Origin of the sequence: Paraburkholderia sp. SECH2, from assembly GCF_030464795.1 — a bacterium.
In the GTDB taxonomy this organism is placed as follows: Bacteria; Pseudomonadota; Gammaproteobacteria; order Burkholderiales; family Burkholderiaceae; genus Paraburkholderia; species Paraburkholderia aspalathi.
The window spans coordinates 98,877-122,770 of the sequence record NZ_JALPRH010000011.1; the positions used below are offsets into that span (position 1 = coordinate 98,877).

Genomic DNA, 23,894 nt, shown 5'->3' on the forward strand with positions numbered 1-23,894 from the left:
ACGGCGCTCATGTACACATGCAGTCCAGCAAACCGAAGGGCCGCCATGCCGGTCAGCCGGACCGACACCGTAACCATCAGCGAATTAGTCTGCGTTGGCGCCGGAACGTTCCCCGCCGGATTCCGTCTCGAGCCGGTGCTTTCGGTGGCTGGTCGAGGCGTCGGCGTCCGCCCGTCGCAACCCGACCTGGAGGGCACTCATGAAATCGCCCCGCCTCTGTCTCGCCTGTGGCAGCGCGTTCCTGCCGCTGGCGCATGTTCCCCATCAGCGTTACTGCTCGTCGGAAGCTTGCCAGCGCGCTCGTCGACGCGACTGGCAGAACCACCGGCTCCGTATCGACCGCGACTATCGCGACAACCAGGCCCGGGCCCAGGCGAGATGGCGCGCAGGCCACTCAAACTATTGGCGCGAGTATCGAGCTGCACATCCGGCGTATCGAGAGCGCAACAGCAGCATGCAGCGGATGCGCAATGCACGACGGAGTTTCAAGCCGATTGCAAAGATGGATGTCATCGAACTCCCTCGGCCGCTGGGCTCTGGCTTCTACGTGCTGCGTCATGCGGATGATGCCGGCGCTGCAAAAATGGACGTGTGGACCGTCCACATAGCCGTGCTCTCTGCGCCGACAGCACCGCCCATATGATTGCAAAGAGATGACGTGATACACATTGGCGTCGGGCCTGCTACCTTTGCCTTGTCACCGTTCGTTTTCCAACGCCACCGCCTGATGTGAAGCCGCGGCGTTCGCATTTGGGGCTCCCCTTGCGCTCGGTGCCTACCGCGTGTTTGTGTCTGAGTTGCGGAGCGGAGAATGTCATTCAATAACGCGGGTGCAGCAGTCGTAGCCGGCTCCCTGGCAGGACGGGCAGCTGAGTACGTCCGCATGTCGACCGAACACCAGCAGTATTCGACCGAGAATCAGCGCGACCGAATTCGAGACTACGCAACCCACCGCGGATTCGAAATCGTGCGCACATATGCCGATGAGGGTAAAAGCGGTCTGCGAATCGACGGTCGCCGGGCACTTCAAAATCTCATCTCCGATGTCGCCAATGGCAAGGCGGATTTCTGCGTAATCCTCGTCTATGACGTGAGTCGCTGGGGGCGATTCCAAGATGCCGACGAGAGCGCGTATTACGAGTACATCTGCCGCCGTGCTGGCATCCAGGTTGCGTACTGCGCCGAGCAGTTTGAGAACGACGGGTCGCCTGTCTCTACCATCGTGAAAGGGGTAAAGCGGGCAATGGCTGGCGAGTACAGCCGAGAATTGTCCGCAAAAGTATTCGCTGGCCAGTGCCGATTAATTGAGATGGGGTTCCGGCAAGGAGGGCCGGCCGGCTATGGACTGCGCCGCGTATTGGTCGATGAGCACGGTCTAATGAAAGCCGAACTGTGCCGCGGCGAGCATAAAAGCCTGCAAACGGACCGGGTAGTCCTCATGCCGGGGCCGGAAAGCGAAGTGCGAACCGTCAATCTAATCTACAACTGGTTTATCGACGGGTCGCTCGACGAATACGAAATCGCGGCTCGCCTGAACGGCATGAACGTACGGACTGACCTTGACCGGGAGTGGACACGAGCAACGGTACGGGAAGTATTGACCAACGAGAAATACATCGGCAACAACGTTTACAACCGGGTGTCGTTCAAGCTGAAGAAGATGCGGGTGACCAACACACCGGACATGTGGATTCGAAAGGAGGGGGCATTTCAGGCAATTGTGCCAAGCGAAACGTTCTACACGGCTCAGGGCATCATGAGAGCGAGAGCGCGTCACTACTCGAATGAGGAGCTAATCGAGCGACTGCGCAACCTGTTCCGCAGTCGCGGTTTTCTGTCCGGCGTAGTGATTGATGAAACAGATGGCATGCCTTCTACGTCGGTCTATGTGTACCGATTCGGCAGTTTAATTCGTGCTTATCAGGCAGTCGGTTTTACCCCCGGCCGAGATTATCGATACATTGAGACCAACCGCTTCCTGCGACAACTGCATCCGGAAATCATTGCGCAGACGGAGAGGAAAATCTCGGATTTGGGCGGCACGGTGATACGCGACCCGGCAACCGACCTCCTGACGGTCAACGACGAATTCACGGCGTGCATCGTGCTCGCGCGCTGCCAGGCGCATGACAATGGCCGCAATCATTGGAAAGTGCGCTTCGATACGAGTCTCCTGCCGGATATCACAGTCGCGGTGCGGCTCGACCACACGAATGCTTCGGCGCTGGACTACTACCTGTTGCCACGTCTGGATTTTGGACAACCGCGTATTCACCTCGCCGACCAGAATCCAATCGAGTTTGAGAGCTATCGCTTTGATACGCTGGACTACCTCTATGGCATGGCCGAGCGCGCCCGCCTCAGGAGAGTAGCGTGAACTCGCGGCAGCAGCCCGGCGAAATCCGGATGGTCCCCGTCTCTCAGATTGAAGTTATCAATCCGCGAGAACGTAACAGTCGAGTTTTCCATGAAATCGTCGACAACATCAAGACCATCGGTCTCAAGAAACCCATCGTGGTCACGCCGCGAGCAACGGCCAGCGGCATAGAAAAGTACCTCCTTGTGTGCGGCGAGGGGCGATTGAAGGCGTTCCGCTCGCTCGGGGAAGCGACTATTCCCGCACTCGTGGTGAGCGTCAGCGATGAGGACGCGTTCGTAATGAGTCTGACTGAGAACATCGCGCGCAGACAGTGTCGCCCACTCGAACGGCTTGCCGGCATTCGGCAATTGCAGGAGCAGGGATATGCGCCAAAGGTCATTGCCGATAAAACAGGTCTTGCACCGACTTATGTTCACGGCATCCTCACGCTGCTGCATCAGGGAGAAGAGAGGCTTGTGGTTGCAGTAGAGAAAGGCCTCGTTCCACTGAATGCCGCCCTCATGATTGTTGGCGCCGGCGACAACGACGCGGAAATACAGGCAGCGCTCCAGGAGGCCTATGAGTCGGGAAAATTGCGGGGCAAGCAACTGATGAGCGCTCGCCGCGTCATCGAGCGCAGAAAGACACTCGGGCGAAGCACTGCGCACAATATGACCGGCAAGTCTGCAGCCGTCACGACATCGAGTCTCGTGCGGACGTATGAGCGCGAGGTAGAACGTCAGAAATCCATGGTCAGAAAATCCGAATTCACACAACAGCGGTTGCTGTTTGTCGTCGGTGCATTGAGGCAGCTGTTCGCCGATGAGAACTTCATCAACCTCTTGCGCGCGGAGGGACTGGCCAGTCTGCCGAAGTATCTTGCCGAACGCGTTTGGCCAACCGGGAGTGCCACATGACTGGCGTAACTCTCGGATTCATCCCCGAGCCATTGTCGGTACCGGTCTCCTGCATCTTGCCATCGCGCAGAATACCGGCGCCCGTGGTCGAATCGCGTAAATTCAAGCAGATAAGAACCTCCATTGAGGAGGTAGGCCTCATCGAACCGCTTTCCGTAACGCCTGCGAACCAGTCTTCCGGACAACATGTTCTGCTAGATGGGCATCTACGCTTACTTGCCGTCCAGGACTTGGGGCACGAGCGGGTTGCCTGTCTTGTCGCGACCGACGACGAGAGCTACACGTATAACAACCGTGTCAATCGTCTCTCGACAATCCAGGAGCACTATATGATTCGGCGTGTAATTGACCGAGGCGTACCGCCCGAACGATTGGCGAAAGCTCTTTCCGTGGATGTATCCCAGATTATAAAGAAGATGTCGCTGCTCGACGGCGTGTGCCCAGAGGCGGCTGAACTTCTCGGAGACCGGCAGTTCTCGCCGGAGCTTGTTCGCGCTATTCGCAAAATGAAGCCCACGCGGCAGGTCGAATGCGTTGAGCTGATGGTGGCCGCGAACAATGTGTCAGTCTCCTACGCCGAGGCATTGTTGGTGGCTACGCCTGCAGCGCGGCTTGTGGAGGGAAAGAAACCACGCAAACTGACCGGCGTTAGCCCGGAGCAGATGGCAAAAATGGAGCGGGAGATGAGCAATCTGCAGGGGCAGTACAAACTCGTTGAACAGAACTATGGTCAAGACGTGTTGAATTTAGTGCTTGCGAAAGGGTATCTCGCCAAGCTCCTCGAAAATGATTCTGCACGGCAATACGTTGCTCAACGTCATCCGGATTTGATGGCGGAGTTCGAGTCCATCATTGCAACCATTTCTCTCGACCAGCAGCAATTCGGCACGGTCCTCTAGCCGAACCCTGACATCGTGGCTGTAACACGCCGCGTACGACGCACTGCGAGATGAGCGCCATCGCTTTGACGTCTGCGCCACGCAATGGCGATGCTGCATCTTTCTCTGGTTTTTGCTCAACAGCGGCGCCGTTTTACATCGACAACATCGTTTAGAAGCAGGCAACCTCCACGTCCGCGGGCCAAACGGGCTCGCGCCTTCTAAGGCCATTGCATAGGGCGGCGTCCGTCGCCAGTCACACTTCCGCTACAACCGCTGCCCGGACGTTGTCGCATGCTGCCTCGACGTCCTCCGGCCATATCGGTTCACGACAGGTTAGCTGTGCAATGTAGTGAAGCACGGACAGCAAAAAAACCGGGACACTGAGTACGAGGGAAAAAATGCGGAGTCCCGCGCTAACGCCGCCAATGTCGCGCAGTCCGTAGAACCATAGGCTCATGGAGGCGCGAAGAGAAGGTCCGCGCGGCAGATACCTTTTCACAGGTGGCAGCGATTCCGGACCGCTTTCCATGTAACGGCGAATGAACTCGAAGTTGGCCTGGACCTGATAAAGCACCTGTTTGCCGTAGCGCGTGGACTCTTTCGCTCCGTTGACTGCCCGAAGCCCAAAGCTGAAGGTGTCAACGATTTTCTTGCCGGAGTCGTCAAGAACGAAACAGCGCATCAGAGTGGGCGCTCCGCCAAACGTGGCGTTGGAGGGCAGCCGGTGTACAAAGAAGAATGCCTTATCCCATGGAACGGCGATGACACCGCACGGGCCGTTGTGCCGAAACGCATACACCGTGCGAGTCTTGCGGTTGAACCGCACAGATTTGTGCCGGTAGTTGAAGCAGTCGCGCAGGAGAAGCAACACCGTGAACGCGCAGCTAAGCACTCCCACCACCGCAAAAAACCACATCCCGGCGCTGAAGACTCCCTGCTCACCGTTCCTGACCATCGCCGGAGTTATCTCCACAGCGCCCTGTATCGCAGTGACCGTGAAAAATACGAACGCAGGGAACCCAACCAGGAAGGCAAGCAGACACCATCCAACCTGCGAATATGAGCCGTCACAAACCTCCAGGTACACATCGTTCATTCCGAACACGGTATAGGCGTCAGCAGCCTCGGCGGCGACCGGTTTGCGGACGTCTATGCGCCGCGTCGCTTCACTCTCGTCAACTGGGCGATTCAACCCCACCCTGGTCATGTAGTCATACGCCATATCTTCTCGCTTACGCTGCCCTAGCGATTCCTCTTAAGCTCCGAGGCAGCTCGCAAAACGACTCGGCGGGCACCAGCAGTTCACCCTAGTCGCGGCACTTTGTCCACGGCTTATCGACACCGACTCTCTTTGAATGAAAACTGTTAAGTCGTCGCTAGACCGCAATGAGCTTGCGCCAATCAGGATGTTAGTGAGCCCATGGTCTGCGACGCCACCAGCTTCGGAAGAGGCTCGCATTTGCACTGGCATAAATCGTTCTCGAGCGCGACCTGCTTGCCCATCACGCTCATCGTATGAGGCGAGCCATCGCTGATGATGATGCCCTCGGTGTTGCACGTGTGGCACGATACAGGAGCCCCAAGATAGGCCAACGGCCGGCCGTCGAACGACGAACCTGCGATGCCGTCTAGCACCACACCGTTGTGGGTAGTCGTGTCGTCTTTCAGTATAAATTTGCGGCTCATGGTAAGACATCCTCCTTCTCGCTCAATAAATTCCGGCAAATGGCAGAGCGCGTTTCTGAGCCGAAACTCTTGCGGTCAGGCCACGCGGGAATCCCATCAAACGAGGCTTCGGTTTTAACGTTAGCACTGACGGCGAATATCAAATGACCTCAACGCCGCTTCGGCGGTGTCGCGATGCTGTGAACTCGAATTGGCTGTTTGACGGCACACCAGCCCTAGCTGCCGCTCTGCGCCGATTTGCGAAGCGCCTTCGCATTCTCGATATCCTGCTTTTCCAGCGCACGTAGTCCCGTTACGACGGCGTTGTCGGGGCCAAGATTGCTCTCAAGCAAACCGACGGACATTACGTGCGTGGCGCAGTCATGCAACCTCGCCTTGAGCGTGCTCTCATCCAGCGTGTCTTTGCCGTCATCGGTCTTCGCGTCCGACCATACCTCGCCTGACGACCAGGAACCAGTTGTCCCATCTTGTTGGATGCGAGCGTGAATAGCATATTGCCCCGGCTTAAGTCCGATACGCGCGGTCCAGGGGTGGTCAGCGTCCGGGAACTTGATGGCACACTCCTGCACGGCCGCGTCACTGCTTTCGAGTTGGACCCACTGGGCGTCATGCGGGGCCTCCGTCTTTGCGAGCGTGGCGGCTGCGCGAGCTAGCGGGCTGTCTGATGCGCTGTGGCAGGCTGTGAGGAAAATCAGCGTCGTCGCACAGAAGAGAAGGCCGCATTTCTTTCGCATCGGATATATGGTGACAAGTTAAATGTTGACGTGTTTGCCCGCGTGCGAATCAGTGCCCGGAAGGGAGTGGCGTTGCGACACGGGCTAACGTGCTGACCTTGGCCGCGACGCAGGTCTGGCAGTTCACTCAAGCGAATCCGGGCGAGACAGTAGTAGCGCGTTCACACAGCAAAGGAAGCCCGCAACCTCAGGCTTGAGCCATTGCGGGCGACGCTGAGTTGCCGCAGGCGGCTTCTATCTCCGTCGGCCATACCGGCTCCCGGCTCGTCAGTTGCGCAATGTAATGCAGTATCGACAGCAGGAATATCGGCCCCGAAAGCAGGATGGTGACAACGCGCATGGCACCGCCAGCACTGCCGACAGCTCCTATGCCATAGAACCAGACGCTCATTGAGGCGCGCAGAGAGGGGCCTCGCGGAAGATACCGTTCGACCTTCGGTAGCGCGTCCGGACCCTGCTCCATGTACCGCCGGATGAACTCGAAGTTGGCCTGAACCTGATAGAGGACCTGTTTGCCAATCGGAGTGGACTCGTCTGCGCCGTTGACCGTACGAGCACCGAAGCTGAACGTGTTGACGATTTTCTTTCCGGCGTCGTCAAGGACAAAGCACCGCATCAGTGTTGGCGCTCCCCCCGCCAGCCCATTGGAAGGCAACCGGTGCGGGTAGAAAAACGCCTTGTCCCAAGGTACCGCGATTACTCCGCCCGGCCCGTTGTGCCGGAAGGCGTACACCATTCGCGTCTGGCGATTGAAGCGCACGGCCTTGTGCCTGTAGTTGAAGCAATCGCGCAGAAGTATCACAACCGTGAGCACGCAGCACAGCACCGTAATCACGGTAAAGACCCACATGCCGGCACTGAACACCCCCTGTTCACCGTTCCTGACCATCGCCGGCGTATCGACAATCGCGCTCTGCGCGGCTTCCACGGTGAGTAAAGCAAATGCCGGGAAACAAAGCAGGAAAGCAAGAAGGCCCCAGCCAACCTGCGAGTAAGAAGCGTCGCAGACTTCGAGATAAACATCGTTCATCCCGAACACGGTGTAAGCATCGGCAGCTTCATCGACGACGGGCTTGTGAACATTAATGCGCCGTGCGACCTCTTCCTCGGTTAGTGGACGGTTGATTCGAATCTTTGTCAGGTAATCGTATGCCATGGTGACTCGCTTATGAGGTCAGCGCTTCGAACTGCTTGCGTTCGTCGAGTTCTGAGAACTTTTCCGTCGCTGTACCGAAGAAGCACTTATTGAGCCATTCCTCGATTTCCCGGTGCTTCTTCCATGCTATTAAAAGACCGATGACAACAAGCACAACCATAAGCGCAAAAATCAGGACGGTCGCGCCGGCAATCATGGCAAGGCAAAGCAGGCCGTTTGTAACGGCAGATGCAAAATACAAGGAGGCTAGGCCCGCATGTCCGGACTCTCGTTCGGTCTTGAATTGCTGAAGGTCATACCACGCCCCGACTAATCCGGCTACCGCACCTACGACACGGAAGGCAATTTCGATAACGGTGCCCCATTTCAGCAACAGCTGCGAATAACGCCCCCCCAGTTTGCTAAATGCCTTCATTCCATTACCAACCGTCTGGAAGGACGCCGCACACGTTGAGACGATAGCAGCAACGAACTTGTCATGGTTCTCCTTGCGGTTCAGCGCACTGGACTTTGCCAACTCCTTGCTAGCCAACATCCAGTTCACCGCATTGAAGATAACCCCGATGACGCCGTATCCAACTTCACCCTGTGTCGCAGCCCGAAATTTTGGAAGAAAGCTTGCATTGATGTTCTCTTCCGTCAATACCGCGCGCACTCCCGGTGCAAAGATTGCCGTCCCCCTGCCACTGAGGGAAGTAGCGCCCGATGACGCCTGGAGAGCCTCATCGGCGTTGAAGACAATGAACTGCGGAACCTTGATTGGGCCATCCTTGGGAGAAGAGCTCTGGAAAGTCTTACGCAGGTTCGCGTTCAGCGAACCCAGGCTTGGACGTTTGTTCGCGGGCATCTGTTCGTACATCTGGCGCGCCATATAGGAAATCCACTGGTTGACGGTTCCTTCGACGGGCTTGTAGATGACGGTGGTGCGCGAACGCAGACTCATGCACGCTGTGAGAACCCGGACACTCGCTGTATCGCCAGTCTTGGCGATAAAGCCGGCAATCGGACCACCCAGCTCGTGCAGCATGCCAGCCACTGCCTTGTCGGCCCGCACAATCAGGCCCCGGCCTTCCTTCTCGAGAATCTCGTTGGCAGAGTGGTTCAGCTCAATGAGCTTCGCGGCCGGCTCCCGCACTTCAAGCATAGGGAATCCTGCCGCTTCCTTCAGTTTTTCAGCCGACGGGTCGTGGTTCAGAATCATCGAACGCAGAAGCGGATTGTGGCGGTCCTTCAAGTCTCCCTTGGCCCATTCGAGGACCAGGTCATAGACCACCCTGCGGTCAGCCGACCCATATATACATGCGTAGAAGAGTTCGGCGTATTCGACGCCCTTTGCTACATCGAGTTCATGGAAGTCCCACGCAAACACCGTCCTCAGCTGCGTGCCCTTTAGCCAGGCGACATAGTCGTCTGCGAGCGGGTTGAGCACCGTGTCTTCTATCTGTTGCATCTGCGTCTTCATGTCATTGCGGAACTGCGTCACCGCATTCTGGCTGTAGGATTCGGTGTACGGCTTCCAGGCAGCTGCCTTCACCGAATCCATCTCCCGTTCCTTCTGCTCGTCGATGGACTTGACCGCCTTTTCGTAGGCCTTCCCCCCATCAAACAGGGAGTAAAGGGCGTACGTTTCAGCCGACTGTCCCTTGAGCTGCTCTGCGGCCGCATTCTCGTCCTCCTCTGCACTTTCTTCGATAGAGGATTTCATTCCGTCAATCGCGCTCGCCGTCCACATTTTTCTCTGATACGGCTTCATGGCCGCACCCATCGCTACAAACTGCTCGGCGTTGAGCTCCTGCGTGATGCCAGCTGGGTCCCAAAGTGCGAAGAAGACGCCATTGCCCTTGTCGTGTGCGTCCGTAAATTGCTTGAGCCCGCTCGCTTCGCTTGCGCGGTCCTTGAAGGCAAACGGCGAGCAAGATGCAGCGACGTCCACGCCGCCCTTGTACTCGAGCACATAGTCGGTAACGTGCGCAATGGTCTGGGCATGCTTCTGCGAATGGCTGCCGTTCGCCCATCCCGCTGCATCGAAGAGCTGCATCCGGTGGTCCCTGCAACCATTTTCGTTGGCTTCATAACGCTTGCGCACAGGAGCCGTCCAGCGTACGTCGCTGAAAGCCAGATAGACCTTGCCTGCCTTCTGCGGATGGTCGATGCTGATGCACTGCGCGAGTTCCTTGTGCCCGGTCTGCTGACAGTTGAATCCTTTCTCCTGCGTTTCGGGCAGGTCGACGTCGAGCGGGTAGTTGAAGACATAGCCTTCGGACGTCACGCCATAGATTTGCCACTTGCTTTGGGATGGGTAATAGACGTGGATGAACCCTTTGCGCACCGAGCGCAAGAAGTAGGTCGCCTTCTTGGCACCTACGCCTGTGACGCCGTCACCAAACGGTCCCTTCGGTAACGCAAGCGCCGTGGCCGCGCCGAGATTGTGCGCATTGGTCGCGGCAGCTGCCGAATACCGTACCGGCAGAATCAGAAGACCCGTCTTTTCACACATGTTGCAGGACTTCTGGCACGCTGCATTGGCTTTGGCGTTTGCCGATGCGGCCTGGACCTTCGGAATGGTACCCATAGTTACTCTCTCTGCCTTGCGTTATGTGTTGTTGCGTTACGCGTACAGCGCCGCTTCCTGCGCAATCTGCGCCCAGTTTTCATCGGTCCACAAAGCGGTGATTTCCGAGTACGACGACGTCTGCCCCGGCTGAAGCGCCGCGGCGACCTTCGGATGTCGGTCGAAATTCGGTGAGACCAGCGAGCCCTGTACGGCAAACACCGTCAGGTCCTCTCCCGCGAGGCGATATCGGGCTCCCTTCGTGAACAGGGCGTCGAGCTGACGAGGGGTGCGCTCATCAACGGGCTCCCCAGCGTTCCGGATGGACTGCAGTGCCTGCTCGATGAGATGAAGGCGGCGCAGCGATGCCCACTGGTCAGTCGACGGCGACAGGCGTTGAGCAGGCGCGACCGCCGGACGCTCCACTGTCAGCCATCCACTGTCTGAGAAATAGCGCCAGCGCAGCACCGGTCCGAACACGAGCGATAGCTGTTCCGGTCGAAGCACCCATCCAAGGTTGCGAAACACCCGAGGGTCGTAGAATCGGAATACCGAGTGGCCCTCGGGTTCGCGCGGCAGCGCAAGCATGCCACTGACGTGCCGCATCAATGCATCGGCGCTTGCATCAGTCTCAAGCAGCGCACAGACGCGCGGTGCGAGGCCCTCCTGCAGGTCCCGAGCCGCAATGGTCTCGATAGCCGGAAGTTGCTGTTCAGGGTGCTCCACTGCGTAAAGCATCGGCATCACCCCTTTGAGTTCCGGCATCGCAGCCGGGACAATCTCGCCGACTTCGTACATCCGTGGCGCCGTGCCAAGGTCAACGAGGCCGTTGTCGGGCTCCACAATCAGGTACTGGTCCATGGGTACGCCTAGTCGACAATGGCCGCACCGGCCTGCGAGGCAGAAGCAAATTTCTGCGCACACGCCTCAGTCACGGGCAGTTGTGTTGCGGCATTCTCACTCGCCGGGCCCTGGAAAGAATGCTGGGTACCTTTGATTTCGACCAGGCCGGGCGCATGCACATAGATGTTGCCCCCAGCCAGGCGAATCGTTGCACCACCCGCCATCAGTTTGATTTCCTTGTCTGCCATCACATTGACGGCATCAGAAGTCGACACAACCTTTACAGTCCTGTCGGCCGTAATCTCGACGTTATCGGACTGGGCCTGCAGCTCGACCTTTCCTTTGCCTGCGAAGAGCTTCATGCCCGAGTTCTGCACGAAGAGACTGAGTTTTTCGCCCACGCTTGCGATGAGTGACTTGGACGCCGCAATGTGCGTGCTGGCGCCACTCACGATGTTGACGTGCTCCGTCGCCGCGGCCTGGATGGATTTCTGCGTCGAAAGGCCGATACCGGAGGGGCTGGCGAGCAGCATCACGGGCTGAGCGAATCCATTCGCCTCGCCAGTTCCACCGCCGGCCGTGTTGCCGCCCCCCGAGTTTGCCTGCCGCGCGCTCTGCGTCGCGGCTGCGAAATCGTTGATGGTGTCCTGAGCATCCTGCAAGCCTTCGGCCTGACTGCCTGTTGCGACTTCGGAGCGTCGCTCAACGACACCGCCCGAGTCGACGAGGTGCTGGTGTGCCTCCTTGACATCGAGCGGCTGGCTCGACGTGCCGACCTTCGCGTACGTCGAGAGGTACATACCCTGCGAAGCGCGCACAGCGCCGTACGAATCGGTCTTCAGGTCGAAGCCAGTCCCGAGATAGCTGCCGCGCGTATTGCCTTGCTGGTCAATGAGGTAGCCGAGATGCAAATAGCTTTGGGACGTGCTGCTGAAAAGCTGCGCCCGGTTCTGGCCCGTCGAATCGTCCATGACAAGCTGGTTGTAGCCTGTGCCCTGGAATTCCTTGGACTTGTAACCCGAGAGCAAGCCGTTGGAGTGCCATTGCGGCGTCTGCTGTCCGTTGAACAGGCTTCCGCTGACGACCGGGCGGTCACAATCGCCGTCCAGGTAGACGATTCCCACTTCATGTCCCACACGCGGGACAAATACGCCGCCGAGCGTCCCGCCGGCATTCGGTGACATGACGCGTAGCCAGCAGGAAGCCTTTTCATCGCCGCCGTTCTGCCGGTCCCAGTGCATCAGCACCTTGACTCGATTAAGACTGTCCGTGAAAACTTCCTCCTGATTCGGACCGACCACCGTCGCGGTCTGGGTATGCATCAGGGGCTTACGGTGTTCAAAGGGACTGCGAAACGGAACGGTGCGTCTCTGCGTTTCCAGTTCGACGAGGAAGCAACCTTCGCCACCCAACGCGTCCTTTACATTGAAGACGTCGGACGAACCCGCGTGATATGAGCGAGCTTCAGCAAGTTGTGACTGGAGGCTGTGGCGGAACTGTGTTCCCGTCGAAACGGGCAGGTTGTTCTCGATGTACCAGGTGACGGCCAGAATCGCAAACTGACGATTTTCCGCACTGTCGGATGCGAGAGCGGTAGCGCCCTCGAGCTGGAACCAGCGTCCCACATCGGCTCGCCGTACGCTGCCCGTCGCAAAGAAACGCTTCGCGCGGGACTCCCATTCTTCCATCCGGGTTTTTGACAAAGTGTCGCCACGAGCACTGTCGCCGTAGGTATATGCGCCTGTGTACTCGTAGACCTCGGCCTGGTCGGGCAGGTCGCCTTGCTTGTCAACTGTCGGCGTGGACAGCTCTTTATTGAAGGTTGGATTCTTATAGTCGAATGTGCGCGTGGTGTAGCTCACGCTCTGCAACGTGCGCGCTCCGCCCCACTGGACTATCGCATCTGTTTCACTTCCAGCGCCTGCACGATAAAACGACACGTCTTGCGGAGCAAGGGCTTTAACGGTGAAGAGGTCGTCCGTGATGACCAGCGTGTGCGCTTTGCCGTCATCCGCCTGTTCAAAATAGCCGAAGAGACCTTCCGCTTCCATAATCCGATGCACGAAGTTCCAGTCGTCTTCATATTGAACGCAGAACGACCGCGGAGGTAGCTGGTTACGGAGGTCAAAGCGATAAGCGCCGCTTGACTGGGGATGCTCGCTGAATACCGCCGAGATTATGTCCTCTGCCGTCTTGTCCTGAAATATCCGCGCGTCGCTGCGAAATTTCAGGAAGTGCAACCACGACGAAAAGCTAATCTGGTAAAGCTGAACGCTACCGTCGGAGCCCAGAAATCGCGCAGTATGAACGTAGCCATGACGCGGTAAATACGACGAGTCAGTCTGTTGAGTCCAGAGCGTCACCGGTTTCGCGATGAGGGATTTGAGCTCGATAGAATCTTTTAGGGAAGCGACATCGACAGTGAAGTCGTAGTTGCGTCCAATGCGTGAAGTGCCGACCACGCGGACTGGCACCAGCGTATTTCCGCCCAACGCAGTATCCAGCTTCAACAAGCGTCGAGATTGGTCCATCCCCGCGCCCAGCACCGTTGCCAGGTCATTTACCGTCATTTTCAGACTCCACCCCAGATTGCCACGCAGAATAATATGATGAAAAACTTTTCCAGACAATTTTTGTCAACGAACGCGTGCAATCAGCTTGCGATTCGGAATTATTTGCAGGTACGAGCATGAAAGGTAGCTTTTTCCGCTTTGGCGTTTATCTGCACGGCGGGAGATAGTTTGCTATGCAATGAACAGCCTGCGTTAATTGTCGTAGCAATCTCCCGCAAAAATTGAAATATCGAAGCTTCCGAGTCATGGACAACACAAATATCGCCCAGACCGAGTACGCGCCGCGCTCCGACTGACACGCCATTTACGTTCCCAGCCAACATTCATTGCCCCATCCCGCACTTTATGGAAAAACAGTTTTCCGGGGCAACTACCGATGAATGACACATGATGTTCACCTAAGCATCACTTTCAGATTGTTAAATATTGCAATCCACGGCAGCGATTTTCGTTTTGGACTCATAGTGCCTATGTTTTCAGCGGGTCATTGACAACAAAACTCCACAAGATTGAAAACGAATACAACGTGTATGGATTTCATGGGCCAGCGCCAGAATCAATCGATTTGCGATTTTTATGCCAAATGAATAGAAAGAGAGGCGGTGGTCGTTATGTATCCACTAAGACATCCGCAAAGGCCGCGCTTCTACCACCAACGCTAGAAGCTGTCCGCTCGCTTTCACTACGCAATCACCTTGCGCTCACCGCATTACGAGCAGGCAGTGGAAACGGGCACCTGCTAAGCGACCTCATACGTGCGCTATACCTAGCCTGGTATCTTCGGGAAGCAGGCTTCGGAACGATTCACCACGCATTTTTTCCTGAAGCCGCAGAGGCGCTCGAGAGCAGTGCGGCGCGGGCGACAGCAGACAATGTCTGGCAGGTCAGTCCGGACGAAACGGCGATTCTCGAACGGCTGCTGGCACTTCATGACGAGCAACTGGCGAATACGCCTGTCGGCGTCATGCTCGGGGCACAAAGGCGGCTATTGCGATTCGCAACGAGTGACCGGAAAACACCGTGGCAAGAGGCCGGCCGATGACCGGGGAAAACGGGTGCGTGACGCTCACGCGCGCTTTTCCGACCTGGCCGCGACAGCCGCTAAAATCGACGCATCGAGAAGGACGGGAAAATCATCATGTCTGCAAGAGGCGCCTCCGGCGCGATGACACTGATAACGGAATACGACGTAGCGGGCAGCCCAATCCGCGTGCTGCGACTGGAATCTGCGACCGATGGAAGAGCCGTTCTGCTGCTGGAAGTCGACGAGCGCAAACCCGGCATACACCGCGAGGTGAGGTACGAGATAACGCCGTCGGAACTCATTGCCGTCATTCGAGCAAACGGGGCAGCGCTGCCAAGCAAACCGCACAACGACCGTCTCATCTCCGACCCGATGTGAGCGCACTCCATGGGCGATAGGTACGTCGTTCAACGAAATCTTTACGCCAAGGCGGTGGGCGGGTTCAATAATCTCGTGCTTGCGAAAAGATATCTCGCCGAGCTCCTCGAAAACGAATCTGAACGGCGATACGTTGCCCGACGCCACCTGGATATGATGGTAGCGTTCGAGTCCATCATTGCATCCATTTCGCTCGACCAGCAGCAATTCAGCGCGGTCCTCTAGGCGAACCCTCACGTAGTGGCTGTCCACATCGCGTGCGACGCACCGCGAGATGAGTGCTATCGCTTCGACTTCTGCGCCCCGCAATGGCGATGTCGCATCCTTCTTTCGTTTTTGCAAAGCCGCGCGCCCGTTTCGCGACGAACCACGCAGCAACGATGGCCAACGGCCTCATGAACAGCTCCCAGCCAAGCTTTCGGCCCTCACTCATGAGGTCCCGGTGTTTTTCGTTGGTACCCCGTTCTACGTTTGCTGTCATTGGTCTCCCACCCGGTGAATCGTCATTTTTGGGCTTCCATGCAAGAGATTCGCCTTGCGATACATCGTGAAAATTGTGAAAGCCATGTCTGGTCCGCGCAGAGTGTCTGCCCATGCCGGGGTAAGACAGTTGACCACACGGGCGAACGAGACATCAGACAGTCCAATCAGTCCGTAATCGGACAAATTCCATCTTGATTCAAATTGTTTTCGGACAAGCGATGGGCAAGGGGCCGGTAATTCAGATAATTTTCGGCCAAACGTAGCGCCACATTGTTCCGGCGTACTGAGTACGTTCCGGACAGTTCGGCGTATCATTTCGCTAATTTACGGACAAACTGGTCATCTCGGAACGGACGATGACGCTAAATTCGGACGTGAGCACGGCGGAGGTCTTCTTTTCCGGGGAAGACGAGGCTCAAGCGCGCGCGCTGCGCCGCCAGGTAGAGAGTGGCGCGTTCAGGCGCATTTACCCTGGTGTCTTCACGCAAAACTTAAACAGTCCACTCGAATCGGTCGTTACCCGAAACTGGGCTGCAATTGCAAGCCACCTGCTTCCGGGCGCAGTGATGGCGTACCGGTCTGCGTTGGAGCATCGTCCGGTTGACGGTGTCATCCACGTTCGCCGCGGCCGCACACGCCGCACGCTCGCGCTGCCCGGACTCCTTGTCGAGGTGTATCCGGGAGCGGGACCGTTGCTCGGACCACCGGCGCGGGACGTTCCCTATCGCGGCATTTATTTGCCGAGCGAGGCACGGGGTTTCCTCGAGAACATGGCAACGGGACGCGGAGCTTCCGAGCGGGTGATGCCTCAGGAAGCGGTTGAGCAACGGCTCGACAACATTCTCACCATCAGGGGCAAGTTCAAGCTTAACGACTTGCGCGAGTGCGCTCGGGCGGTCGCGGACAAGCTGGACATGGAACCGGCTTTCAAGCGTCTTGACGGTCTTATCGGCGCGCTGCTGGGCACACATGAAAAGAAAAAACTCAAAAGCAAACAAGCCTTAGCGAGAGCAGCCGGCAAGCCATATGACCCTGAGCGGCTCGACCTCTTTGATGCGTTGTTCGCGCAGTTGACCGCGAATGTGTTTCCACACGTCGCAGACCCAGCGGCAGAAGGCACGGCCATGGAGAATTTTGCTTTCTTCGAGGCATACTTTTCGAACTACATCGAAGGCACAACTTTCGAGGTAGCGGAAGCAGAGCAAATCGTTTTCGAGGGCGCCATTATTCAAGACCGTCCTGAGGATTCCCAAGATATTCTCGGAACATTCCATGTTGCGACTTCGTCTCCGTGGAGAAACAGGACCGCGCCGAACGCCGACCAGTTTCTTGCCTGGCTCAAAAACATCAATGCAATTGTGATGTCGGGCCGCCCCGACAAGTTGCCGGGACAGTGGAAGGAGCAAGCAAATCAGGCAGGGAACACGTATTTTGTCTCACCAGAACTGGTGCCGGGGACATTGAAAGAAGGGTACGAGCGCATTGCTGCGCAGACGGACCCCGTGGCACGAGCGCTGATGACGATGTTCGTAGTGACGGAGGTTCATCCGTTCAAGGATGGCAACGGCCGTACGGCGCGACTGGCAATGAACGGCGCCTTAACGGAAGCCGGCCTTTGTCGCATTATTGTGCCTACCGTTTATCACGAGGACTACCTGCTTCCCTTGAAGCGATTGTCAAATGAACGGGACGCGGGGCCATACATAAGGTCGATGACGCGTGCACAAGACTGGACCTCACGATTCGACTATCGCCAGCCGCGGGCAGGCCTGAAGCAACAGCTCGAACTGAGCAACGCGTTTCAGGAAGACCTGAAGAACTACAGGCTGATTTTCCCTGAAAAGACGACTACGCCATAAATGAGCGAAGCACATAAACGCTGCTGAGAAAAGCCCACAATATCGACCAGAGCGTTGTGCGAAAAACTGCCCGTAAAACAAGGAAATTCTGGCGAATTCCGTGAGGAAGTGGTCTCCACACGTGTGGCGGACATGAGGAGAGCACCGCAGTGAGGATTGGGGCGGTAACAGGATACGGTTGCTCAGAATTGCTACCGCGCTCTGGAGTCAGCGTGAACGCTTCGGAAACGCACGGCTCTTCCTCCGAAGACGGGCTACTGCTCTAGCCCCTCGCGAGATGCTGTAGATATGAATTCAATAGTCCCTCAATATTCTGCTTGCTGTCGCTTAATCAAGACGCGAGCCGGTTGGGGCGTTCGTGTCTGCCCAATGCCCCTACATTTCCTAAATGCATTGTGAGCGTGCCAGTTTATAGGCGTTCTGCAGGGACTCGGGCCCCGCGGGACGAGCGTCCGGACTAACGACGGGGCGCGTCACTTTGTACGCCGCACTGTCGAGCCTGTTGGATGCCTGCTGGGAGAGCGTCCACCCTAGTGCAAGCGGACCTGCGTCGTGCGGAACCCCAAGAGTGAGAAGACCTCCACCCAACGCGCAGACCTGGCGGCGCAAGGCCGCAACAGCAGCCAAGTCGCGGACACCGTTGGCGTGTTTTATGCCTTGGAACATCCCGTACGTCGCATTAATGGATGCGCCCGTCGCTGGTGTCGCGTCGGGGACTTCCTTAGCTGCTTCGTTGTCATCGGGGCTGTTGTCAAGGTCTAGGACAACCGGTATGACCTTTTCATCACTCGCGCGTTCGATGGCGTCAATGATGTCAGATGCCGTCAGGGCACCCGACCCATCCAGGTAACCGCCATCGACCACGTGTCCACGTGCTTGAGCGTTGACGCCGAGAAGCGTGCCGGGGCGACTGATGCCTGGAAAGCGCGCACTCGAATAGGTTGCGTCTAGCAGCGATACGTCGCCTCCTAGCACGCGATTGAAACTAAAGGCGCCGGGGAAATCGCCTGCCGTGAATTCGACGGATGCAGCAATAACGCGTTTCCCGGTTTCCACATGAGTGGACGTGTACACCAACCTCGGTAATGCGCGCTTGCCGACAGATTTCGGAAAGTCTCGAATCGGGGCGCTAAGTAGGCCCGGCATGCGGCTGCAAACCTCACGAACTTCCGGTCTAAGATAAGTCGGAAACTGTTCGTTCATGCACGTGAGGTCGGCCTTCCATAAGGTGGGAAGCAGTGCGCTTGGAGCGGCTTCGCCGGGGAGAAAGGCTTGAATCGCACCAATGCTAATGAAGCGGGCCAGCCACGGCGCCATTAGGTCTTGCGTCAAGGCTGATTTCGCACCACTGAGGGCGACGGCCGTCGGTTCGCCATGCATCCGGCCTCCGCTGCCATGTCCGAGCTGATAGTCGTAGAGGGCAGCGAGCCGCGCAATGTAGGCGGTCGAACCTAAGGCCCCGCCCGATACACCTACGACAGCGTACGTGTTACGCAAGATGTCGGAGTCCGCGGTATTTAGCCCAAACAGCATGTCATTCGTCCATTGGGCAGCGCGAATGCCTCCACCTTCAGCTAGAACGATGACGACTTTTCGTGGCGCGCTGCTATCTCCGGCGAGCGACGACCATGCTTTGAAATCTTGTTCGATGGAGCTCGCCGCAGCAGACGGAGGAGATAAGTCTTCACGTGCGACGCCGCTCAAGTAAGCCCCACTTACCTTTGCGGCGGTGACGGCATCGAATGAGCCGTAGAGTACGCCGAGGATGGCTAGACATAACGCACCCAGAATAGACAGACCGGCAATCGGCAGCCGATTGCGGAGCATAAGGAAACACGACCATACGAATGACAGGATGACGAGCCAGCACAGGACACCAGCGTAAAGCACAAAGAGGCTGCCCAGCTTCCGGCCGATTGCTATCGGGAAGAACGCAAAAAGGGCTAGCGCAATTGCTGCCAAGGCGACCGTTAGCCACGCTTCACCGACACAGGCGTTCAGTTTCCGCCAATAACTCTTCGTAGCCGCCGCCCCAGACGCTTTGGGCAACCGGGCAAGGAGCAGCGAAACCAGCGTGCCGGCGATGATTGGGCCGTAGTCCCTGATGACTGTGTCTCTCAGAGTCACGCTGCCCAGGACAAGCACCAGCAGGAGTTGGGCGAGAGCTGGTGCGCGCCGCCACACTTTGTGCACAAATCCACCATCCACGTTCCCAACGCTTTTGCCGCGCGCGTGCATGAAAAACGGAATCGAAATCAATAACAAACAGTAAGCCGAGAGAAATAAGAGTGACCATCCCGGACGACATTCATCAGCGGCATTGAACCCTTGCAATCCCTTGACGCATTCGCTATCCGCCAGCTTAAACAAGTACAGCGGCGCAGCGAGCACAACTAGGCCGACTGCCGTAATCAGCAAGGTCAGAAAAAACGGGGTGCCTGTATCAATCGACATCGGCGCGGCGGATGATTCTCGAAGATGCGCAGACCGACGCAGCATCTGCACAGAATGAAGCAAGGCCGTCAGCGCCATGGGCGTCAGTACCATGGCAATGTATGCCCACTGCCCGCCCGTAACCACTGTTTCAATGACCTCGTGCCCTTGGTCCGGCAAGAGTGCGAGAAGTGGCAACAAAAGCACAAGGAATGGAGGTAGATATCGCACAATCTCATGGCCTGTTTTCATGAGGCACCTGCCGATGACGGAAATGAGGTCGCCGGACGACGCTGCAGTCTGTCCGGCCGATTCAGTCTTGCTCGTTGTCATTGTTTGATTAGCTTCTGAAATGAAACCTTCGCCCGGGGGCCACCCGTTGAGACAGGTTCGGTGGACGCGAGCCAGAAGACAATTGCCTTGCATTGGCGCGATACCGTCCAGCATTGTTTGCGCTGGCTCTGGCTCACCTGTCTTCTGCCGCGTGCATGAACCAGGATTGGCATCAGCGTCTTCGTTGCAGCACCCCACTCAGCAAACCCGAGCAGCCCGCGTATCTGCCCCGCGTCTGCTCGTCTTCGAACATCGATGGTGTTAGACCCGCCGAATAAGACTTACTCTTCGCCGTCCATGGTTTCCCGTGTCTTTCCTGTTCTCGCTATGGGTCTGCGCCCAGCCGACAACGCTCATTTACGGCAACTCTCCGCGCGGACTTTAGGGTTGTACGCGACCCACGTCCAGCGGGACGAAATCGTCAAGATACGCGACGAAGCTCGACGACAAGTTTGCTGGCACTTTTTCGGTGAGCTGATGACGGTGATGGCGTAGACTACATCGGTGGCTGCGGGTGTTTCGGTGGACGGCGTGAGCACATGGAAGGGTCGTCGCAGTAAGCCCTTCACTGTCCAGCGCGCGGTGCCCATCTAGACAACGGTCGCACTGTTGCGAAGTGCGACGCGAATACATGAAGCGACATGCCGTTCGAGCGGTTGCCAACTCAAAGTGATTGTTATTTACCTCGCGCCCTGGTCAGCCAGATGCAGATTGCACATTCAATCCCGATGCCGTCAGCCCGCGGCACTGGAGATGGCAGTCAGGTTTTCATCACGCGACAACAGGGAACCGAGAATAGACTCGTTCTCTCTCTATCCGTCTAGCTGACCAGGTGCAGCAATTGTCGTCCGCAATCCGACCGTGGTGCGCCGCGTCGCCATTTTCTGCGGTCACGCATTGTTGTCGCTTAACCAAGATGCAGGCCGGTTTGGTCGTTCGTGTCTGCGCGTTCATGCCGAACCAAAAACCAGCCCCCGGAGATGCTCGCCAGCCTTAGGCCACGCTGACCTGAATATCTCTATTACTGAGTCTACAAATACTAGGGGACGCAGCGGTACACAATATTTTCGTGAGCTGCAGGTCGTTTTTCGCATGGCCTTTCCAAAAGCGATGTGGAGTACAGGCTAGAGCGATGTGAAGTACAAGCACGTGCGATGTACGGTACAGGTGAAATCGATGTGAAGTACAAGTTGGGCAGACTTCGCACGGAGAAAAATATCTGGTTTGCTTTGCTTTGATAATTCGGAAAGTGGTCCAGCGCCGCCCGTATTGCGCAATTTCGGGGTTGTCGTTTGCGCATATACACATGCATCTCCAACTCGCATGTGTTCATCATGAGCAGCCTAGTGACGTGGATTCACGCTACCAGCATCGCCGGACTCGCCGCGCCAATCATCTGCATCCTTCCTGACGCGTTCCCTCCCGATTACGCAAGGCCGGATTTCATTGACTTCGCGGGACCGTCGACATCGACGGAACCCGTCGGCCATCCCGCGGAGCGGCGCCATGGCTAGGTCGCATACATCGAGGAACGCCCGGAGCGACGTCGCTGAGCTCCGCGAGCTTGCAAACCTCACATCCAAAGCGGCACTCACCGCCGCCCCCGACCGGCAAATGACCGTACTCGATGCAGCCGAGCGACTCGACCGTTTCGCTGACGGCATTGAACGTCGGGCGAAGAAAGCGCTCACGGAACCTGCCGTCGCCACGTTGCCGTCGAACGCCACCGCGGAAGAGGTCCAATACGCAAGGCGCCGGCAGGCCACCCGTCGAGGCTCGGAGGTGTATCTGCCATGCTGGTCAGCGATGGCACGTGCATTACCGAACGCATTTCTCCGGTCCGCCCTATTTTCTGCTGGGCGTAGTGTGCAGGCCGATAACGCGAACGTGCTTTCTGGCGCTCCAACCCTGCTTGTCGCTGGGAAGGAAATTGCCTCGCTCAGAAACATGACTCTGATTTTCAGCGGGTACGAGCTCTGTCAGTTCGACAGGATGGTCTACGCAACCTGTTTGGATTACTACCGGGATGCGCCGCTTTCCCCGGAAGAGAGTCCTCGGCATGTCCGAACCAACTTCTATGAGTTCGCACACCGCATGGGAAGCGAATACAGTGTTAAGGCACACAGGGCCATTCGGGCAAGTCTGCTTCGCCTGAGTTTTGCCCAGATGCGCGTGCGCTACAACCGCATGAACATCGAGGTGCCGAAGCTTTTGTCGGTGACTTTCGAGGACGGCAAAGTTGGCGAGGATTTCAGGGGCAGTGACGCGCTGATGCTGCGGGTAACAGCGTCCGTGGCAGAACTGTTCGGTCCCGGCGCCTGGACAGCTGTCGAAAACGAAGCGGTAGGGTATGACGGATTGAGAGGCTGGCTTGCAAATTTCTACGCGGGACACGCTTGTCCGAAGTGGTTGCCGGTTAAGCGGCTATATGACTTCTCGGGCTACGAGTCCCACATGCGCAATTTCAGGGCCAGTCTTGTTCGTGCTCTGGAAAAGCTCAAGGACCCCCAGACGCCCGCACGCAGCCGAGTGGCGCGTTACGACTTTTCCAAAGACGGCACAGAGATTCGCGTCGTCCGTGCAGAATGGGGTGCTTGCTGCATCGATTGACCGCGCACATGACCATTCCTTCGTCTACCGTCGTGACTGCATACGAACGCAGTAGCGAAGCTGGATTTCCCCCTGATGGTGGCTGCATTGCGGGCCGACCTAGGTGGGGTTAGGCGTTCCTGCTCGGGCTTCGCCCAATGCAGTGAGCGCTTGCAGCGGCGTAGACGAGTCTCCAGCGTCGCAGCATATCCATGGCTACGACGACAAATCGGCGATTGAGGTTACGACAAGAGCGCCAATCGCCTGTCTGGCCTCGAATCCGGCTGCAATGCCCCTCTGCCTGGGCAGACCATCATATTCCCAACGGGTCGTTTTCCTCGGTCTGGGAATCCTGATACGCTATTCGCGCGGCATCTCGCGCCGCCCAGTACGCTTCCAGTGAAAAGTCGTCTACATCGCGCTGGCCCAGATATAGAAAGCTTGCGTTGCGCCCCTTTGCTAACGTTCCGGCGGGGCCCAGACTCCGGGTAACGCTGCAGCCGACACGTCGAGGTCGATGTTGAGCGGGTAGTGCCTGAGGAGACCTATCGCGACCGACTGGACGAGACCGCCGATGGTTATCTCGTCGGCAGACGCGAGCATCTCCAACATCTCTCGCGTATCAACAACGGCTTTCGTTCGTTCATATGGAGTCTTCATCATCAGCTCCTTCAAGCAGGCGTTCGGTGATGTCGGTGTACGACGTGACCTCGTACAATTCGCACCACCGCATCCAGACGTATTCAACATTCAACGACCAGCCTTTCCTGCCGACCAGCTCATAAATACGTCCCGTCTGAGTCTTACCCTTCAAGGTGGCCGGGTCGAACGTTACTATCGGGGAGCTGACACGCGCCGACGAGTCAAACATATCTACGCCAACGAAATGCCGGGTCCCATCCTCCGTCTCGAATATGCGCCATCGAGATAACGGAATCTTCGGCACTTCGGAAGCGGGACGTGGTTTCCAGATAGGCATCGCGGTCTCCTGGTGGTGGAAAGTCATACCCTTCGGTTCCGTCATATGGACCCGGCGGCACTACATGCGAGCCCAGCTATGTCCCGACCGGCGCATACATCGCCGGTCGGGACACG

At 57.3% G+C, this 23,894-nt stretch carries 19 protein-coding genes; 9 read left to right on the plus strand and 10 right to left on the minus strand.

Features of this window, described 5'->3' with window-relative positions:
* The first annotated feature begins 199 nt into the window (after positions 1 to 199).
* The 4 genes from M0D66_RS19670 (at position 200) to M0D66_RS19685 (ending at position 4,175) form a co-directional block, all read left to right on the plus strand.
* A complete protein-coding gene (locus tag M0D66_RS19670; protein ID WP_266211332.1) occupies positions 200 to 643 on the plus strand; it encodes a hypothetical protein in 444 nt (147 codons plus the stop codon).
* A gap of 168 nt (positions 644 to 811) precedes the next feature.
* Complete coding sequence (locus M0D66_RS19675) at positions 812 to 2,377, plus strand: recombinase family protein (RefSeq protein ID WP_266211334.1); 1,566 nt, start codon at positions 812 to 814, stop codon at positions 2,375 to 2,377.
* Positions 2,374 to 3,276 carry a ParB/RepB/Spo0J family partition protein gene (locus M0D66_RS19680; protein WP_266211335.1) on the plus strand — a complete coding sequence of 301 codons (903 nt, stop codon included), beginning with the start codon at positions 2,374 to 2,376 and terminating at the stop codon, positions 3,274 to 3,276. Before M0D66_RS19675 ends, M0D66_RS19680 begins: the two co-directional genes overlap by 4 nt.
* Positions 3,273 to 4,175, plus strand: coding sequence for a plasmid partitioning protein RepB C-terminal domain-containing protein (locus M0D66_RS19685; RefSeq protein WP_266211336.1), 903 nt, complete (start codon positions 3,273 to 3,275; stop codon positions 4,173 to 4,175). The genes M0D66_RS19680 and M0D66_RS19685 overlap by 4 nt, the downstream gene beginning before the upstream one ends.
* 235 nt (positions 4,176 to 4,410) lie before the next feature.
* Here M0D66_RS19685 and M0D66_RS19690 read toward each other — a convergent pair whose 3' ends face one another.
* The 7 genes from M0D66_RS19690 to M0D66_RS19720 form a co-directional block, all read right to left on the minus strand.
* A complete protein-coding gene (locus tag M0D66_RS19690; protein ID WP_266211338.1) occupies positions 4,411 to 5,379 on the minus strand; it encodes a DUF6708 domain-containing protein in 969 nt (322 codons plus the stop codon).
* A 179-nt stretch (positions 5,380 to 5,558) separates the two neighbouring features.
* Positions 5,559 to 5,843: a PAAR domain-containing protein gene (locus tag M0D66_RS19695; RefSeq protein ID WP_154875264.1), complete on the minus strand. Its 285-nt coding sequence runs from the start codon at positions 5,841 to 5,843 to the stop codon at positions 5,559 to 5,561.
* 215 nt (positions 5,844 to 6,058) lie between these two features.
* Positions 6,059 to 6,577, minus strand: coding sequence for a hypothetical protein (locus M0D66_RS19700; RefSeq protein ID WP_266211342.1), 519 nt, complete (start codon positions 6,575 to 6,577; stop codon positions 6,059 to 6,061).
* Positions 6,578 to 6,764: 187 nt separating this feature from the next.
* Positions 6,765 to 7,733, minus strand: coding sequence for a DUF6708 domain-containing protein (locus M0D66_RS19705; protein WP_266211344.1), 969 nt, complete (start codon positions 7,731 to 7,733; stop codon positions 6,765 to 6,767).
* A gap of 10 nt (positions 7,734 to 7,743) precedes the next feature.
* Entirely contained in the window at positions 7,744 to 10,305 is a 2,562-nt protein-coding gene (locus tag M0D66_RS19710; RefSeq protein WP_165184164.1) for a T6SS effector BTH_I2691 family protein, read from the minus strand.
* A 36-nt stretch (positions 10,306 to 10,341) separates the two neighbouring features.
* Positions 10,342 to 11,145, minus strand: a complete 804-nt coding sequence (locus M0D66_RS19715; protein WP_266211350.1) for a DUF4123 domain-containing protein — start codon at positions 11,143 to 11,145, stop codon at positions 10,342 to 10,344.
* Positions 11,146 to 11,153: 8 nt separating this feature from the next.
* Positions 11,154 to 13,697, minus strand: a complete 2,544-nt coding sequence (locus M0D66_RS19720) for a type VI secretion system Vgr family protein (protein ID WP_266211352.1) — start codon at positions 13,695 to 13,697, stop codon at positions 11,154 to 11,156.
* 490 nt (positions 13,698 to 14,187) lie between these two features.
* Here M0D66_RS19720 and M0D66_RS19725 point away from each other — a divergent pair, with 490 nt between their 5' ends.
* From M0D66_RS19725 to M0D66_RS19735, 3 genes are all read left to right on the plus strand, one after another.
* Positions 14,188 to 14,742 (plus strand): hypothetical protein, encoded by a 555-nt coding sequence (locus M0D66_RS19725; RefSeq protein WP_266211354.1) that lies wholly within the window; start codon positions 14,188 to 14,190, stop codon positions 14,740 to 14,742.
* 96 nt (positions 14,743 to 14,838) lie between these two features.
* A complete protein-coding gene (locus M0D66_RS19730; RefSeq protein ID WP_266211356.1) occupies positions 14,839 to 15,102 on the plus strand; it encodes a hypothetical protein in 264 nt (87 codons plus the stop codon).
* 839 nt (positions 15,103 to 15,941) lie between these two features.
* The gene (locus M0D66_RS19735) at positions 15,942 to 17,444 is read left to right on the plus strand and encodes a Fic family protein (protein WP_266211358.1); all 1,503 of its coding nucleotides are present in this window, start codon (positions 15,942 to 15,944) and stop codon (positions 17,442 to 17,444) included.
* 384 nt (positions 17,445 to 17,828) lie between these two features.
* Here the strand turns inward: M0D66_RS19735 and M0D66_RS19740 are convergent, their stop codons facing one another.
* Positions 17,829 to 20,210, minus strand: a complete 2,382-nt coding sequence (locus M0D66_RS19740) for a hypothetical protein (RefSeq protein ID WP_266211360.1) — start codon at positions 20,208 to 20,210, stop codon at positions 17,829 to 17,831.
* A gap of 1,334 nt (positions 20,211 to 21,544) precedes the next feature.
* On the opposite strand from M0D66_RS19740, the gene M0D66_RS19745 reads away from it, so the two are divergent.
* Positions 21,545 to 21,724, plus strand: coding sequence for a hypothetical protein (locus M0D66_RS19745; protein ID WP_266211362.1), 180 nt, complete (start codon positions 21,545 to 21,547; stop codon positions 21,722 to 21,724).
* Between the two features lie 100 nt (positions 21,725 to 21,824).
* The gene (locus M0D66_RS19750) at positions 21,825 to 22,820 is read left to right on the plus strand and encodes a hypothetical protein (RefSeq protein ID WP_266211363.1); all 996 of its coding nucleotides are present in this window, start codon (positions 21,825 to 21,827) and stop codon (positions 22,818 to 22,820) included.
* Between the two features lie 438 nt (positions 22,821 to 23,258).
* Here the strand turns inward: M0D66_RS19750 and M0D66_RS37970 are convergent, their stop codons facing one another.
* Together M0D66_RS37970 and M0D66_RS19760 are read right to left on the minus strand one after the other, a co-directional pair.
* On the minus strand, positions 23,259 to 23,549 hold the full coding sequence (locus M0D66_RS37970) for a BPSL0761 family protein (protein WP_308112693.1): 291 nt from the start codon (positions 23,547 to 23,549) through the stop codon (positions 23,259 to 23,261).
* Positions 23,443 to 23,778 (minus strand): hypothetical protein, encoded by a 336-nt coding sequence (locus tag M0D66_RS19760; protein ID WP_266211364.1) that lies wholly within the window; start codon positions 23,776 to 23,778, stop codon positions 23,443 to 23,445. Before M0D66_RS19760 ends, M0D66_RS37970 begins: the two co-directional genes overlap by 107 nt.
* Positions 23,779 to 23,894: the final 116 nt, after the last annotated feature.